At 45.1% G+C, this 15,239-nt stretch carries 13 protein-coding genes; 3 read left to right on the top strand and 10 right to left on the bottom strand.

Annotation, left to right across the window (positions count from 1 at the left end; all coding sequences use genetic code 11):
* Window positions 1-247 precede the first annotated feature (247 nt).
* Window positions 248-571 carry a hypothetical protein gene (locus tag RH949_RS31895; protein WP_006102957.1) on the top strand — a complete coding sequence of 108 codons (324 nt, stop codon included), beginning with the start codon at window positions 248-250 and terminating at the stop codon, window positions 569-571.
* 186 nt (window positions 572-757) lie between these two features.
* Here RH949_RS31895 and RH949_RS31890 read toward each other — a convergent pair whose 3' ends face one another.
* The 8 genes from RH949_RS31890 to RH949_RS31855 all read right to left on the bottom strand — a co-directional run bounded on the left by RH949_RS31890 (window position 758) and on the right by RH949_RS31855 (window position 10,254).
* Entirely contained in the window at window positions 758-1,912 is a 1,155-nt protein-coding gene (locus RH949_RS31890) for an ABC transporter ATP-binding protein (protein ID WP_446358864.1), read from the bottom strand.
* Between the two features lie 134 nt (window positions 1,913-2,046).
* Complete coding sequence (locus RH949_RS31885; protein ID WP_446358862.1) at window positions 2,047-2,316, bottom strand: Asr1405/Asl0597 family protein; 270 nt, start codon at window positions 2,314-2,316, stop codon at window positions 2,047-2,049.
* Window positions 2,317-3,085: 769 nt separating this feature from the next.
* Entirely contained in the window at window positions 3,086-4,378 is a 1,293-nt protein-coding gene (locus tag RH949_RS31880; protein ID WP_044208829.1) for a hybrid sensor histidine kinase/response regulator, read from the bottom strand.
* Between the two features lie 5 nt (window positions 4,379-4,383).
* The gene (locus RH949_RS31875) at window positions 4,384-4,830 is read right to left on the bottom strand and encodes a response regulator (protein WP_006102977.1); all 447 of its coding nucleotides are present in this window, start codon (window positions 4,828-4,830) and stop codon (window positions 4,384-4,386) included.
* A 42-nt stretch (window positions 4,831-4,872) separates the two neighbouring features.
* Window positions 4,873-7,839: a PAS domain S-box protein gene (locus RH949_RS31870; protein ID WP_446358860.1), complete on the bottom strand. Its 2,967-nt coding sequence runs from the start codon at window positions 7,837-7,839 to the stop codon at window positions 4,873-4,875.
* Between the two features lie 453 nt (window positions 7,840-8,292).
* Window positions 8,293-9,108: a phosphatase PAP2 family protein gene (locus tag RH949_RS31865; protein WP_446358858.1), complete on the bottom strand. Its 816-nt coding sequence runs from the start codon at window positions 9,106-9,108 to the stop codon at window positions 8,293-8,295.
* 17 nt (window positions 9,109-9,125) lie between these two features.
* Entirely contained in the window at window positions 9,126-9,254 is a 129-nt protein-coding gene (locus tag RH949_RS31860) for a cupin domain-containing protein (protein ID WP_446358866.1), read from the bottom strand.
* 169 nt (window positions 9,255-9,423) lie between these two features.
* Window positions 9,424-10,254 (bottom strand): class I SAM-dependent methyltransferase, encoded by an 831-nt coding sequence (locus tag RH949_RS31855; protein ID WP_446358856.1) that lies wholly within the window; start codon window positions 10,252-10,254, stop codon window positions 9,424-9,426.
* A gap of 579 nt (window positions 10,255-10,833) precedes the next feature.
* Here RH949_RS31855 and RH949_RS31850 point away from each other — a divergent pair.
* The gene (locus RH949_RS31850) at window positions 10,834-11,160 is read left to right on the top strand and encodes a hypothetical protein (protein WP_446358854.1); all 327 of its coding nucleotides are present in this window, start codon (window positions 10,834-10,836) and stop codon (window positions 11,158-11,160) included.
* 240 nt (window positions 11,161-11,400) lie between these two features.
* Window positions 11,401-13,806: a VIT domain-containing protein gene (locus RH949_RS31845; protein ID WP_446358852.1), complete on the top strand. Its 2,406-nt coding sequence runs from the start codon at window positions 11,401-11,403 to the stop codon at window positions 13,804-13,806.
* Between the two features lie 225 nt (window positions 13,807-14,031).
* Here RH949_RS31845 and rpsU read toward each other — a convergent pair whose 3' ends face one another.
* Window positions 14,032-14,223 carry a 30S ribosomal protein S21 gene (gene rpsU, locus RH949_RS31840; protein WP_006103066.1) on the bottom strand — a complete coding sequence of 64 codons (192 nt, stop codon included), beginning with the start codon at window positions 14,221-14,223 and terminating at the stop codon, window positions 14,032-14,034.
* A 351-nt stretch (window positions 14,224-14,574) separates the two neighbouring features.
* On the bottom strand, window positions 14,575-14,865 hold the full coding sequence (locus tag RH949_RS31835) for an RNA recognition motif domain-containing protein (protein ID WP_446339857.1): 291 nt from the start codon (window positions 14,863-14,865) through the stop codon (window positions 14,575-14,577).
* Window positions 14,866-15,239: the final 374 nt, after the last annotated feature.

The raw sequence follows: 15,239 nt of genomic DNA, 5'->3' as shown, positions 1-15,239 counted from the left end.
TGTCTATAAACCAGCCTGGAGGCACGGGGTTATCGTGCAAGCTAAGCCGAACTATTAAGTATGTTCAGCTTAGCTTGTTCGATGACTGAGCGGGCTACTAAAAACCCAGACCTCAGCTCTTAGCAGGTCTGGGTAGTTTATTTCTGATGGGAGTGGGATTCAGTGGGATGGTGGTGAAAAGTTTTATCACTACATCGCTTGGTTACAATACCTGATCCTTCATTTCCTCCAACCTTGGGGGTATCAGTTGCAGGGTGAAGTTAAATGGCAAGGTGAAGATCCCACTGATCAGGGAGTGATTCGGGTTGAAAATAATCAGCTTGTTTTACCAGCCGGGATTGATTTTCTCAAAGAAGCAACTGCCCCCATTCCTGTCCCCCATCTGGTGATGCAAGGATTAGAAGCCATTCAAGCTGTCAATCAAACAGCTTTGTATAGTTGGTTAGCGGCAGAACAAACCGCCCTTGAGTTAGGATATCCTGAAACTGCCCACTGGATTCAATCCCATCTGGAACTGTATATCCGTGGGATGAAGCAAGGGTTTGTTGGCGAGGCTCACACTCACACTTAACTGGTGAAGGGTTTGGGGAGCTATATATAAGTCCCGCGCTGTATGCGTAGTTTTACTCGTGGTGGATACATGGACTCCCCAAGTCAACACCTCGACTTCGCTCGGTGTTGACGCTGAGCGGAGTCGAAGTGAGCGGAGTCGAAGGATCAATCCCTTGTAAGGTAAGCGTTTTTCTTCAAAGAAAGCCTATTGCCCATTGCCCATTGCCCAGCCCGTAGCGCTATAGGCTGGAGTTATGGGTGTACTTGTAGCAATTGTGGGAAAAATTGGGATCGATGGATCAGCCACAGATAATTGAACTCTGATTCCCACAGGTAAGGGTGTATTCAGGGCGGTGCGAGCATGGAGTTCTTTACCCGACGGGGTTTGAAGACAATACCGATACTCCCGACCTAAAAAATGGCGATCGCGAATTAAGAGGGGTGCATCATTATCGGGTTTGAGAATTACGTTTTCTTCCCGCAGCATTAATTCCCCACAATCAGGAATGGCGTCATTTGGGAATTGGATGTTGTTGGGACATTCTCTATTGCTGATTTCAAATGAACCCACCTCAGTTTCCCATAGCTGTCCCCGACGACGGGCGGGTAAGAAATTGGCTTGGGTGACGAATTCAGCGACAAAACGAGAGGCTGGGTTAGTATAAATTTCTTCAGGGGTTCCCAACTGTTCTAAACATCCCGCCCGCATCACTCCCACTTGATCGGAGATGGATAGGGCTTCTTCTCTGTCGTGGGTAACAAAAATTGCCGATGTGCCGATTTCTTTAAGGATGGATCGCACTTCTTGGCGCAACCGCAGACGCACTTGCACATCCAGATTACTTAGGGGTTCATCTAACAGGATTAAACTGGGACGTGGTGCTAACGCCCGGGCGAGGGCGACTCGCTGCTGTTGTCCTCCGGATAGTTCATGAGGATAGCGTTTCTCTAATCCTGATAATCCTACCAGTGCGATCGCGTCAGCCGTATTTTTCTTAATGGATGTCCGATTCATCCCGCTGCGGCGGTTTTTCAAACCAAAAGCCACATTCTCTGCCACATTCAGATGAGGGAATAAGGCATAATCTTGAAACACCATACCCGTGTTCCGTTGTTCTGGAGGTGTCCAATACCCGGAACCCGCAACCGGGTGTCCAGCCAAAACAACCAGTCCCGACTGAGGACGCTCAAACCCCGCCACAATCCGCAGTAGAGTTGTTTTGCCACAGCCAGAGGGACCCAATAACCCCAGTAAATCACCTTGACGCAATGTTAACGTCACCCGATCAACGGCTGGAGTCGTATGTTGATCATAGTGCTTGGTAATGTCCTCTAAATGTAGAATCGCTGCTTGTTCCATAGAATGTTTTTGACCCTTCACGACTTTCGAGGGAACCTAGTTTTGAGATGGGTGTAGGAGTAGATTGCACTACTATCGCTTCCCCTGCTCCCCCTGCTCCCAGACGTAGCATGCTACGTCTCTACATTGCTCCCTCATTTCCCCCTCTTCCTACTGCGGCTAGGAAGCCGCCAGCAGTCTTCCAGCCAAGATGCTAGATCTCGGCGTGGTACGGTTAACTGTCTGACCACACTCCACAGTTGAATCGCCGTCACCGGATCATGAACCTCAGCCGTGAGTGGCTGGTTCATCCCGCAGTGACTCGCGATCGATAGTTCCTGTAAACGGCGGTACACTTGCCACCGATCGGCTTGATTAATGTCAATCTCTTGACCAGTTTTGGGTTGGGAACTCCAGGGATTCATTTTTCTCTCAAAATGCGATATATTATCATTAATGTCTGTCGCCAGACATTAAATTTTCCATAATAACTGCTGTGACAGGGAGTTTAAGCCGGATTTCACTCCCGTATCCTAGTGTAAGCTAGGTGGGAGTCAAATGCTAATCTTTCTCAATTAATCGACTAAAAGACAATGACGCAGGAATGATACTGCTTCTCCTCCAGCTAGCTCCATGGTTCATTAGAACCCCCTCACCCAAGCTTGGCAGAGGGAATGGGGGTAAGGGCTGTGGTTTAAGTTGACACCAATGCAGGGTCTTGCGCCCGATTTAACCGTAAAATCTATTCCAGTACTTGAACTGTGTCAAAAGCGACCTGTCGGGGCAACTTTCACAGAAATTTAATATTTATCCGAGCAGATTTCATCAAAACTATACCCAATTGGCTGAGATTCGGCTGCACAATAGAGAAAGCGAAAGCACCCTGCCTGAAAAAACCCTATAAGGCAGATAAATGAACCCGTGAAGCCCTGACAGGGTAAGCTCACATTCTGGTTTAGACTTCGGTCTTAAATAGGAATGTGGGCTTACCTAATTTAAGTAAAATTTGTTTGTAGTATGCACTAAGCGTGCCTTAAACTGTTTTATTTTCCAGCACTAAAGTGCTGACTACGAACAGGCGGCGCTTTATCATCGATTCCGTTGGGTTTCCTTGCGTCAACCCAACCTACACCCTATTCCACTATTTTAGAGCGATGGTGGGTTACGCTACCCTTCGGGAACGCTTCGCGATCGCTAAACACACCCGACAATGTTTAAGGATTCTGGTGACAGTTCAGAACCTACAGGAATCGTCACAATAAATGTTGTTCCTTTGCCTACTTCACTGTCTACCGCAATTTCACCCTGATGGCGTTCTACGCATTTTTTGACAATCGCTAGTCCTAATCCGGTTCCCGATATTGTCCCCACATTACTGCTGCGATAAAAGGCATCAAATAATTGAGCTTGCTCTTTTTCGGGAATCCCAATTCCTTGGTCTTTAATCGTGAACCTGACCTGATCAGCATCAAAGATAAGGTCAAATTGAACCGTTCCTCCTTCTGGAGAATACTTAATCGCATTTGACAGTAAATTGGTTAAAAATTGTCGTAATAGTTTTTCATCAAGACCAACCCATCGTGATCTACCTTGACGGCGAAACCCAATTTGATGGGGCGTTTTCACCGTCAGTTGTAATTCTTCCACTAATTCTTGGCAAAATGCCTCTAAATCCAGCGGAACAGGTTTAAATTCCAGTTTACCCGCTTCCGCTTTATTAATCAATAACACATCACTAATTAACTGGGTCATGTGGTGGATTGTATTTTGAATTCGTTGGAAATGCCGCTGCTTTTTATCCTCCTGCCATTTATGACCGTAATGTTGCAGTAATTCACTGGATGAGAGAATCGTGGCTAAGGGGGTGCGATATTCATGGGAGACGACGGAGATAATATTGGATTTGAGTTCACTGAGTTCTTTTTCTTTAGTTAAACTCTGGCGCAGTTCAGCTTCTAAGTGCTGGCGCTGGGCAATTTCTTGTTGTAAATCATGATTTTTTTGTCGCAATTCTTCCGTTTGTTTAGCCACGCGACATTCGAGTTCCTCGTTAAGCTGTTGGAGTTTCTCCTCACTCTGGCGCAGCCGTTTTAAGGTTTGCGATCGCTCAATGGCATGGCGAATCGAACGAGTCAATAATTCATGATCAATTTTACCTTTGACCAGATAATCTTGCGCCCCTTGGCGTAAGGCTTCTAAGGCAGTTACTTTATCATTTAACCCCGTGAGAACCACAATCGGTAAATCGGGTACAGTTTCATGGGTTTTTGCCACAGTTCCTAATCCTTGTTTGTCGGGGAGAGACAAGTCTAATAACACGACATCAAAGTCATGAGTCTGTACGGTTGATAACGCCTGTTTAAGTTGCTCTACATGTACCAAAGACCAAGGCATTTCTTCGGCATCTTCCAGAATTTCCTGTAACAGATCTGCATCAGCCGGGTTATCTTCGACTAGCAATATTTTTATGGGTGGGGATATCGACATTATTGTTACTCCGAAGGTAGTTGAACCACAGCTAACCAAAAGGCTTCAATTATCTTGACAACTGACATAAATTGTTCGACATCAATGGGTTTGGTGACATAACAGTTGCCATTCAATTCATAGGTTTTCAGGATATCTCGTTCGGCGGCTGATGTAGTCAGAATAATTACCGGAATCCGCTTCAGTTGGGAATCGGCTTTGATTTCCGCTAAAACCTCACGCCCATCTTTTTTGGGCATATTCAGATCAAGCAAGATTAAATCGGGGCGGGGAACATCGCTATATTGACCTTGGCGTCGTAAAAACGTTAGGGCTTCCACGCCATCTTCAACCCAGTGTAAATTGTTGAGAACTCTGGCTTCACTAAAAGCATCAACGGTGAGATCAGCATCGCTGGGAGAGTCTTCAACCAGGAGAATTTCTATCGGTCGAATTGTCTTAATAAAAGTCATGGTCATGATGAATGATAAATTGAATAGTGGTAGATTAGACAATTAAACGGGAATCGTGAAATAAAAGGTTGTGCCAATCCCTAATTCAGAATTGACCCAAATTCGTCCTCCATGACGTTCGACAATTTTCTTACAGATAGCCAAACCAATTCCGGTTCCAGGATAGTCGCGGCGCGAATGTAAGCGCTGGAATATTGTAAAAATGCGATCTAAATATTCCGATTCCATACCAATCCCATTATCCTGAACTACAAATGTCCATTCATTTCCCTGGTTTTGGGCGGAAATATGGACGTTTGGTGGAGTTTCACGACGAAATTTAATCGCGTTACCAATTAGGTTTTGGAAGAGTTGAGTTAATTGAGTTTGATCAGCGATGACTGTGGGTAAGGCGTCATAAGTAACTATTGCTTGACTTTCTGCGATCGCGACGTTTAAATTCTCCATTGCTTGTCGGATAATTGTCTCACTATCCGTGGGTTGTAGGGGTTTTCCTCGTGTTCCCACCCGTGAAAATTCCAGCAGATCATTAATTAATTGCTGCATCCTCGTCGCCCCGTCCATAATGTAATGGAGGTATTTATCCGCCTTAGCATCCAGTTGGTTTTGATACTTACGGCTGAGGAGTTGGGCGTAACTATTGACAGCGCGTAAGGGTTCTTGTAAATCGTGGGAGGCGACATAAGCAAACTGTTCTAAGTCGCGATTAGATTGCCATAATTCTTGATTTAGTTCTTTGAGTTTTTCTTTGGCTTGCTTGCGTTCCGTGACGACTTCGGTGTTCATAATAATGCCGCTAATGTCGCCACTATTGCCAATCCAAGGACGAATTTCCCAGGAAATCCATTGCTTCTCCCCATCGGCGCGGATAAATAAGTCTTCGTCACACTGTTCGCTGGCACCTTGGAGACAGCGTTGATGAATTTGTTTCCAAGTATCGGGGATTTCGGGAAAGAGTTCGTAGTGATTTTTGCCGATAATATCTTGATTTTCTAAGTTGTAATCCTCTAACCAGCGGCGACTGACTAACTGGTAATTCATCTGCTTATCGAACATCGCGATCGCGGCGGGGGTATATTCTAGAAGTAGCCGCAGCATTTCGGCATTATGGCGCAAGGCTGTTTCAGTTTGTTTAGCTTCCGTTATATCTTGTACTAGGGATAAAATTGAGACCATTTTACCGGATTCGTCAAGGAGAACTGATTCGTACCATTGACAAATCACTACCCTGCCATCTTTGGTCAGATTGCGATTTTGGTAGACAACACTGGAGGTACTCCCATCCAGTAACTGACTCATTTCTTGGCGGACAATTTCAATATCGTCGGGATAAATAAACTGCCAATCACCTGAACGCTTTCCGAATACCTCCGACGTCGTCCAACCAAAGATTTCTTCCGCTTGTTTTGACCAACGCTGCACCCGAAACTGGTTATCCCATTCCACGACAGCTAAGGGAGAATTCTCCACATGAAATCCCAAGCGTTGATGGGCGTCTTGTAAGGCTTTGGTTTGTTGCTTGAGGATAAGTTCGGCGTGTTTATTTTCAGTAATATCCGTCCAAAAGCCGACCATTTCTAAGGGGTTCCCGGCTTCATCATAAATCAGTTTCAGTTCATCATGCATCCAGCGGTAAGTGCCATCCTGGTGTAAGAAGCGGTATTCATAAACATGATGTCCTGTGTCAAAAACTTTGGGCAAATTGGCACAAACGCGGGGAACATCTTCGGGGTGAAGATGGTTGACCCAAAACGGCGGGTTTGTGATAAAGTCTTGGGCAGAGTATCCGACGACAGTTGCTGTATTATCACTCATAAACGTGACGCCATAGTTTCCGGAAACCTGGCGACTATAGAGTACCGCCGGACTCTGAGAAAGAAGATAACGCAGGCGTTCTTGAGTCAGCCGCAATGTAGACAGGGTACGTTTGCGATCGCTAATATCCCGATTTGACCCAACAATCCGATAAGGCTTACCGTTAGCATCGCGTAAACTCGCGCCACGGGACAAAATCCAGCGATAATTCCCCTCTTTATCCAGCAGGCGGTGTTCGAGTTCTAAGCTGGGGGTTAATCCGTCAATATAGTCTTGAAATGTCGCCAATACCCGTTCCCGATCGCCTGGATGAATCCGATTCAACCACTCAGTAAAGCGATCGGAAATTTCATCGACGTGATACCCTAAGGTTTGATTCCAACGGGGAGAATAGTAAACCTGATCGGTTAGCAGATTCCAATCCCAAAGTCCATCATTTGATCCTTCTGCTACCAGTTCATACCGTTCTTGAGTCTCTTGAAGAATGGCTTGAGTCTGCTTCTGTTTGGTAATATCGCGTCCCACCGCATAAATTAACCCTTTAGCCGGAAATGAGGCGCTATTCCAAGCTAACCAGCGATAGGAACCATCTTGACAGCGATAGCGATTCTCAAATTGAATGGATGTCGTACCCGTCGCCAGTTTTTCTATTTCAGTTAAGGTAGCGACGCGATCATCGGGATGGACAAATTCTAGAAAGGGTTGAGTTAAAAGTTCCGTTAGGGGATAGCCGAGAACCCTTTCAAAGGCGGGATTCACTCGTTTGAAATACCCATCGCTTCCCGCAATCGCCATGAGATTAACGGACATATTGAAAAAGCGATCCAATTCACAGTCTCTGGGGAGTGAATCGGTAATTTCTCTGGCGACAGCATACCCATATCCCGCCTCATCGTAGTTCAATGTCCACTCTAGCCAGTGGTAGTTCCCCTCACGGTGGCGATAACGGTTACGAAAGGAAACAGGAACCGCTTTCGTGGCTAACGCCGTCAGCGTGGCGGTAACATCCTCTGGATGGACAAGTTCAATCCAATGGCGCGATCGCACTTTTTCCGGCGTCCACCCCAAAACCTTGCACCAAGCGGGGTTGAGTTGTCCAATCCTGCCGTCAGGTTCGATAATACAGAAGAGATCGGCTGAGTAATGGAAAAAAGCTTGCCATTTAGGGTCAGCTTGAATTATTGTATGCTGCACGGGATTGCCCATGAGAAGTCTTATCCTAGAAGCGGTTATACAGGGATGGTTTCCTTAATTTTCATCACTTTTAGGCAAACTGTTGACCGAGAAAGTACCCAATTTTGTGAGGATGGCGGGTAATCCTTCGGTGAAATTACGGATACCAGTTTGTATTAGGGGCTAAAGCCCCTAATTGTATTGGTTTCTTTCCCTATAATTCTGTAGGATTTAGCAGCGAGTTTTTGACCAAATTAGATAAACCGTAGGGTGGGCATTGCCCACCAGCCAAAATTTCAGTACCATTCCACCTAATGGAATCATACAGCTAAACTAGGGAAATAGATTTTAGAATTAAATCGGGTGTGGCATAGCTAATAGTGATGGATTAGAATTATAGCAAAAAACTGTAGGGGCGCACGCTCCGTGCGCCCAATTTAATCATAAAATCTACCCAAATATTACCTGTACCATTTACCCCGTTTGGCGATGAAGTAGTCTAGGTACAATCTCAGTAGCAAATAGGGTAAGGAGACTATAGCGCCAATAATTAACCCATCCTTGATTTCGCCAGTCCCCTAAAATCCATCTTGAACCGATAAAAAGGGTTAAGACTAAGGTTAAACCGATTCCGCCCAAGATCAATCGCCTTTTCCAAGTGGAGGGTGGTGTAAACTTAGGTTGGGTGAGAAAAAATCCTGTAATGACTCCTAAAGAACGCGCTAAAGGTTCCCATAAACTGGCGATAAAAAACGTCAGGATGACAACTGTAACCCGAACAATAAACCTCGGTTTAACTGGAATAGACCAGACTGTACCTATCCCCGCAAAAAGAATACCTACAATTAATCCGGCGACTACATCGAGAGGAAAGTGAACCCCTAAGTAGAGGCGTGATATGGCAATTAAGGGGAGCAGAATTAGACTCCATACCCATAACCATAGGCGGTGGTGGTGTAACGATAAGTAAATCCAAAAGGTTGCTGAACCTTGGACGTGTCCACTGGGAAAAGAGGCATTTTCACTCGTCGCGATCGCGTCAGCAGAAGCGATGTCCGGATTTAACTCGAAGGGACGAGGTATGTCAAATAGTTCTTTGAGTATTGTATTACACCCATAACTAATCCCTAGAAATAAACCTAACTGGCGACCTGTCCATGGGTCAATTAACCAGTAATAGAGGGTGAGGAAGGCGATGTAGGCATATTCTGAACCGAGATTGGTAATCGCAAAGACTAAAGGCTCTAAGCGTTGTCCTAGTAGTGCCTGAATCCATTCAATGGTTGTCATCGTGCCTTGAATTTTTGTTAAATTTGTGTCATTTTTTCAATCAGAGACTGATTTTGGGGATAACGCTTGATTAATTCCTCTCGTTTGCCTAACTCAAAATCATTAAAATCAAAACCGGGAGCAACTGTACACCCCACCAGGGAAATTTTCGTAGGCTATTTCTTCATCAGAACGATAAGTCTCTTTGTAATACCCTCTTCTCTGGATGTTTTTGAAGTTCAAGCTTTTAAATCCAGTATCCGGCGTTTTTTGTTGACATATATTTTCGGATTGTCAATCAGGCTTTAACAAGGAACCCTTATATCCTATCCACAACTAAAAGTTATTCATATTATCTGCCCTAGAACTTTGTCTTATTGGCTTAATTGCAGACGTTATTTGATTAATCCATCCCACATATTCAGTTTTTACCCTTATAAAAAAAGCCGCTATCATCCAATCTTCGACACGATGAGCAGCATAGTCTTTTGAATAAGGTTCTCGAAAGAGTTCTATCAACCAGTGAGCATAACGAAGTTTCCGTTGATTTCCATCCAGAATAATCAATTGTCCTCCAGGTTCCAGCAAGCGACAGCATTCTTGTACAATTAACTGAGAAATCTGGGGTGGCGTTTCGTGTAATACCATGGAGACTGTGACTAAATCAAACGAAGCATCATCAAAACCCGCAGCTTCAGCTAAACCATGCTGCCATTGTATATCTAACCCTGCTTGCTCTGCTTTGTAGTCTGCCACAATCAGCATATACGGAGACAAATCCAATCCGATAACAACGGCTTCCGGAAACGCCTGCTTTAACATCAATGTTGTCGAACCCGTACCGCAACCGAGATCGAGAATTCTACTGGGCTGATTCTCAATAGTCGTTATTAACTGTTCGCGAATCCGAGTTTCATTGGGTGGGGAAGCATAAGCTGTCACAGTATCATAGGTGATAGCTGCTATAGGATTAAGATAGCCGCCTTCAATACCATGAAAGTTGGGCTGGCTATAATAGTCGGGATAAATGAGATTGGTTTGTCGGAAACGTTCACTTTGCTTTTGCCAATCAATGGTTTCATAGAACTGAAGTTTGTCTTGACCAATCAGAACGCTTATGATTGGCTTCAATAAAACTTCTCCTATTCGGTTATTACGGCTAGACATGGTAATCTCTTCCTCTCATCCTTTGTCTCTAATGAAACACAAACACTGGGCAACCCGCTGCACAAATTCACGCCAGCCACCTATTAATTTTATCAGATAGCCCTGCATCAGGTATCGGGAATTAAAAGTAAACTCTGTAGGGGCGACCCGCTGCACCAATTGACACAACCAACCGATTAATTTTATCGGGTCGCCCTGAATTAGGTATGGATAATTAAAGGTAAATACCTCTTTTAAATTGACGAAAAAATATGTTTTACCACATAAATTCTGGAATAAATATTACAAATTAACAGCAAAACCTGTAGGGGCAACCCACTGAACAAATTGACAGAACCAACTTATTAATTTTATTGGGTCGCCCTAGATTAAATATTGGTAATTATCTGACACTGCGTACATTAGACTGGGGCGAGTCGAGACAAGTTAATTGGAGACACCACCACATTTGAGCAGCGACTCGCCCCTACAATCCCGATAATCCCACTAATCGCCACAATCCTTACAATCCTTAACCTAGCGGCAGAACCAGGAAATATTCAGGAAGTTTTGTGGTAAGCTAATGAACGTTCAAAACGCTTGACTCTAAATTATGCAGTTAAAGTCCATCAAACAAAAAAAAATTTTTTCAACGCCATAAAAGTTATATCCACCAGTCTGATCAGTGGCGCAATTGCACTAGAACTCTGGAATATTTATGCTTTATTCAGTGATCTGAGTGTCCCCACAATCCTGGAACCCGTTTTTTGGCTGGGGCGTTTTGCCGTTACCATTCATTTAGTGGAAGCGATTATCGCGGCGGCTTATGCGCCTTCTAGACAAAAGACACCCATCGTCTATGGAACTTATACATTCTTTGTGGGTACAGTGGGTTTGTTAGAATTATTTGATCAGGAGGATGAGTAGATGTGGCGAAACTTTCCATCCTTGTTATCAGTCTGGATTACCCGATAGTCACAACTTAAGACTCTCGCACTCCCAACTCTTTTAAGTTATACTCATATCTTGCCTTACTGGTAATCAGCTTAAAGTACTGCTGTGGTGGGTAAGAGCAACGAACGATACGATAAGCATTTTGAATTTTATAACTCTTGCCCACCCTACATAAACTACATAAACTTTCCAAACTTTTTTAATGAGACGTGTATGAAATTTGTCGAGGCTATACCCATAACTTTATGCCTAAGTGGTATCTTCGTAGTTGTTCCGATAACCTTAGCTCAAGTTCCGGCTAAGATACCGACACGGGTAATTAGCCAAACTCTCGCCAACAATCAGCAAGAACTTCCGGTTGGCGGGTTATACGTTCAATCGGAAGAGGGACAACAGCAAGTCTTTCCCCTCAAGCATACCGAGGTGAATGCCAAAGTTACGGGAAATGTCTCTCAAGTTGAAGTAACACAGACCTTTGAAAACCCCTTTGCGGAACCCTTAGAAGCCGTCTATGTCTTCCCCTTGCCTGATGAGGCGGCGGTGTATGATATGGAGATTAAAATCGGCGATCGCACGATTAAAGGTGAGATTAAAAAAAGCGAAGAAGCCCAAGCCATTTACGAACAGGCGCGTCAGGAAGGACGAACGGCGGGACTCCTAGAACAAGAACGGGCAAATATCTTTACCCAGTCTCTGGCGAATATCAAACCCGGAGAACAGATTGATGTCACAATTCGCTACACCGATAGCCTAAAATTTCAGGGCGGTGACTATGAATTTGTGTTTCCCATGGTTGTCGGACCCCGCTATATTCCGGGTACTCCCATGGATAATAGTGGAAATACGAACCAAGTCCCCGACGCCTCCCGCATTACTCCCCCAGTTCTCAAGCCGGGAACTCGTTCGGGACATGATATTAATGTAACCGTAGAGATTAATGCTGGTGTACCGATTCAGGATGTGCGTTCTCCCTCCCATCAGATTCGCACCCAACGCCGAGGTGAAACCGTACAGGTACAGTTAGGTGGGGAAGACACAATTCCCAACAAAGACCTAATTTTACGCTATCAAGTCGCAGGCGATCGCACGCAAGCCACTATCCTTTCCCAAGCTGATGAACAGGGTGGACATTTTGTCCTTTACCTCATCCCCGCCTTAGACTATCGCCCTGATGAAATTGTCCCCAAGGATGTCGTCTTTCTCATGGATACATCGGGTTCTCAACGCGGTGAACCGTTGCAGAAGTCCCAGGAATTGATGCGCCGCTTTATTAATGGGTTGAATCCGGACGATACGTTTACGATTATCGATTTTGCCAATACGACGACTCAGCTTTCACCGCAACCATTAGCCAATACTGCCCCAAATCGCACTCAGGCACTGAACTATATTAATGGATTGCAGGCAAATGGCGGTACAGAATTAATGAATGGGATACGGGCGGTGTTAAACTTCCCCCCATCTGCACCGAATCGCCTGCGAAGTGTGGTATTACTCACTGATGGCTATATTGGTAATGAATCGCAGGTAATTGCTGAGGTACAACGACAACTCAAACCCGGTAATCGTCTCTATAGTTTCGGTGTCGGGAGTTCGGTGAATCGCTTCTTGCTGAACCGTTTAGCTGAAGTGGGGCGGGGTACAGCCAAAATTATTCGTCAGGATGAACCCACACAGGAGGTGGCGGAAACATTCGCCCGCCAAATTAATAATCCAGTATTAACGGATATTCGGGTAAGTTGGCAAGGAGAGGGGACATCGGCGCAAATCTATCCCCTAGCCGCACCTGATTTATTTGCCAATCAGCCTTTGGTTTTATTGGGACGAAAACCAGACCGTCGCAATGGCACGATTAAGATTACTGGAATGACGGCGGGTAGTCAACGGTACGAACAAACCCTATCGGTGAATTTTGATCAGAGTAGCGATAATCCGGCGATTGCTCAATTGTGGGGACGCGCCCGGATCAAAGACTTGATGAATCAAATGTTTGGCGGTGAAACTACGTCGGGTGTGGAGGCGGTGACGCAGACGGCGTTAAATTATAACTTGTTATCGCAATATACGGCATTTGTAGCGGTAAGCGAAGAAGTGCGGGTGGAACCCGATGGAACGCGACGACGGGTACAAGTTCCGGTGGAATTACCAGAAGGGGTAAGTTATGAAGGAATTTTTGGTACGGATGATGTCATGAATATGAGTGGAACTGCTAACTTTGCACCTGCCCCCTCTGGGATGATACCGCTGAGTAGACAAGCTGGGGGAACTAGAGGCGGTGGGGAAATTCTACTTGAGTCAGATTCTGTTGACGTAACTAGCCAAGGTTCACCTCAACTTACAGTAGTGAAGATTGAAGGATTAGAACCGGAACAAGAAGAGAATGCGATCGCGTCTTTGACTCAACATTTACAATACCTCAATCTCCCAGAGGGTTTCACGGGTGAAATTATCTTTGAGGTACAGATTCGCGATGGCGCGGTTCAACGAGTGATCCTTGAGGATATCGAGTCAACCTTACAGGATACCACCATTGTCGATCCAATTCGGCGATCGCTCTTAGGCTGGTCTACTTTAGAATCTGTTACTGGAACGATTCGAGTTACCTTGCGAGTTCCATAGATACGTTAAAACATCGGTTAAATAACTCAGGGAGAGGCGAACACTCCTACGAATACGTTACTGAGGGCGGGTTTTTTTGAGAGGTTATCATTAACCCGCTTACCTGAGTAGCTAAACCCGCCCCTACACTTGACCCTTCACAACCTTTGAGGGAAAGCTCTTGACTTTTAAAGTCTGCGAAGCCGTACTAACGTAGGGGAAAAGGTCAAGAACATCAGCAATTTCTTACCGCCGTTTGCGATATCTGCGTTGTTGTCGGTGTCTGGCTATTTCCTTGCGTTTGTGCTTTTCTAAGGGAGTTTCAAAAAAGCGGTTCTTCTTCATGTCTGAGAAAATCCCAGCACGAGATACTTTGCGCTTAAATCGCCGAAGTCCAGATTCAATTCCTTCATTTTCTCCAATAATAACTTGAGCCATGCTTATCTCCTTTGAAGCTCAACACAAAAAGGGCAGACATTTACCTGCCCTCAAATTTCAAAAGCCATAATAACTTAATTCCTTATCGTTCCTAAATTTCAGGGAAAAATAAGGAAATCAGCTTTTGACACTCCCACCGCTAAACATTTAATGCTATAACGGTGAACAAGTTTTTTCACAAGGCGCGATTTATATATATCACCGCTCTCATGGAGTGTAGTGATATCAGTATGACACACATGACATCCTCTGAGTAGGGGTTCAATGCCCCGAAGTTGGGGAGTCCATGTATCCCAACACTGACCTCACGGGTACAGTTCGGGACTTATAGCTCCCCAAACCCCTCGCTAGTTAAAAAGAGCCACGGTTATAGCCGCCACCGCGATTCCCATTGCTTCGTTCCCGTGGTCTTGCTTTGTTAACCTTCATTGATCGTCCCATCCATTCAGCACCATCAAGGGTTTCAATAGCACTGTCTTCGTTAGACTCAGACTCCATCTCCACAAAAGCGAACCCTCGTGGACGTCCGGTTTCACGATCTTTTGGTACACTCACGCGAGTGACGCTACCGTATTCTGCAAATACTTCCGTCAAATCCTCTTGAGTGACATCGTAGGACAAATTACCAACGTAAATAGACATAAGGCACTTCCTTTTTACTGAACCTGTAGCGAGTTACATCGGAGAAGTGCCTGCGGACAAAATCGAAATCGAAAAAATCGAAACAAGCTTACTCTACCGAAAATCAACCGTATATACCATAGCATCGATGGCGGGAGTTTGGCAAGATATTTAGGCAAATCCCCTGATCTCCCGGCAACTGGGGATTGGGGAAGTTTTGAGTTGACTCTTGTTTATATCTCTCCCCATCTTTCCCCAACTAAATGTCGGCAGGGGTCGCCCGTTATACCCGTAGGGTTAACGGGTGGGGAATGCCGACCAGTATAAAACTGAGCGACAGCGAATCCTTATAATTCTGGAGTTGCTTGCTGTTCGACATATTTCTTGATCTGTTC

Source organism: Coleofasciculus sp. A1-SPW-01 (assembly GCF_040217205.1).
Taxonomy (GTDB): Bacteria; Cyanobacteriota; Cyanobacteriia; order Cyanobacteriales; family Coleofasciculaceae; genus Coleofasciculus; species Coleofasciculus chthonoplastes_A.
The sequence above is the reverse complement of the archived record's forward strand: the minus strand, read 5'-3'. Positions and strand labels throughout refer to the sequence as shown.

Excerpts from the sequence above, each read along its gene's own strand:
- rpsU (WP_006103066.1), bottom strand. The coding sequence starts at position 14,223 with ATGGCTCAAGTTATTATTGGAGAAAATGAAGGAATTGAATCTGGACTT.
- RH949_RS31875 (WP_006102977.1), bottom strand. The coding sequence starts at position 4,830 with ATGACTTTTATTAAGACAATTCGACCGATAGAAATTCTCCTGGTTGAA.
- RH949_RS31855 (WP_446358856.1), bottom strand. The coding sequence starts at position 10,254 with ATGTCTAGCCGTAATAACCGAATAGGAGAAGTTTTATTGAAGCCAATC.
- RH949_RS31885 (WP_446358862.1), bottom strand. The coding sequence starts at position 2,316 with ATGAATCCCTGGAGTTCCCAACCCAAAACTGGTCAAGAGATTGACATT.
- RH949_RS31835 (WP_446339857.1), bottom strand. The coding sequence starts at position 14,865 with ATGTCTATTTACGTTGGTAATTTGTCCTACGATGTCACTCAAGAGGAT.
- RH949_RS31865 (WP_446358858.1), bottom strand. The coding sequence starts at position 9,108 with ATGACAACCATTGAATGGATTCAGGCACTACTAGGACAACGCTTAGAG.
- RH949_RS31880 (WP_044208829.1), bottom strand. The coding sequence starts at position 4,378 with ATGTCGATATCCCCACCCATAAAAATATTGCTAGTCGAAGATAACCCG.
- RH949_RS31890 (WP_446358864.1), bottom strand. The coding sequence starts at position 1,912 with ATGGAACAAGCAGCGATTCTACATTTAGAGGACATTACCAAGCACTAT.
- RH949_RS31845 (WP_446358852.1), top strand. The coding sequence starts at position 11,401 with ATGAAATTTGTCGAGGCTATACCCATAACTTTATGCCTAAGTGGTATC.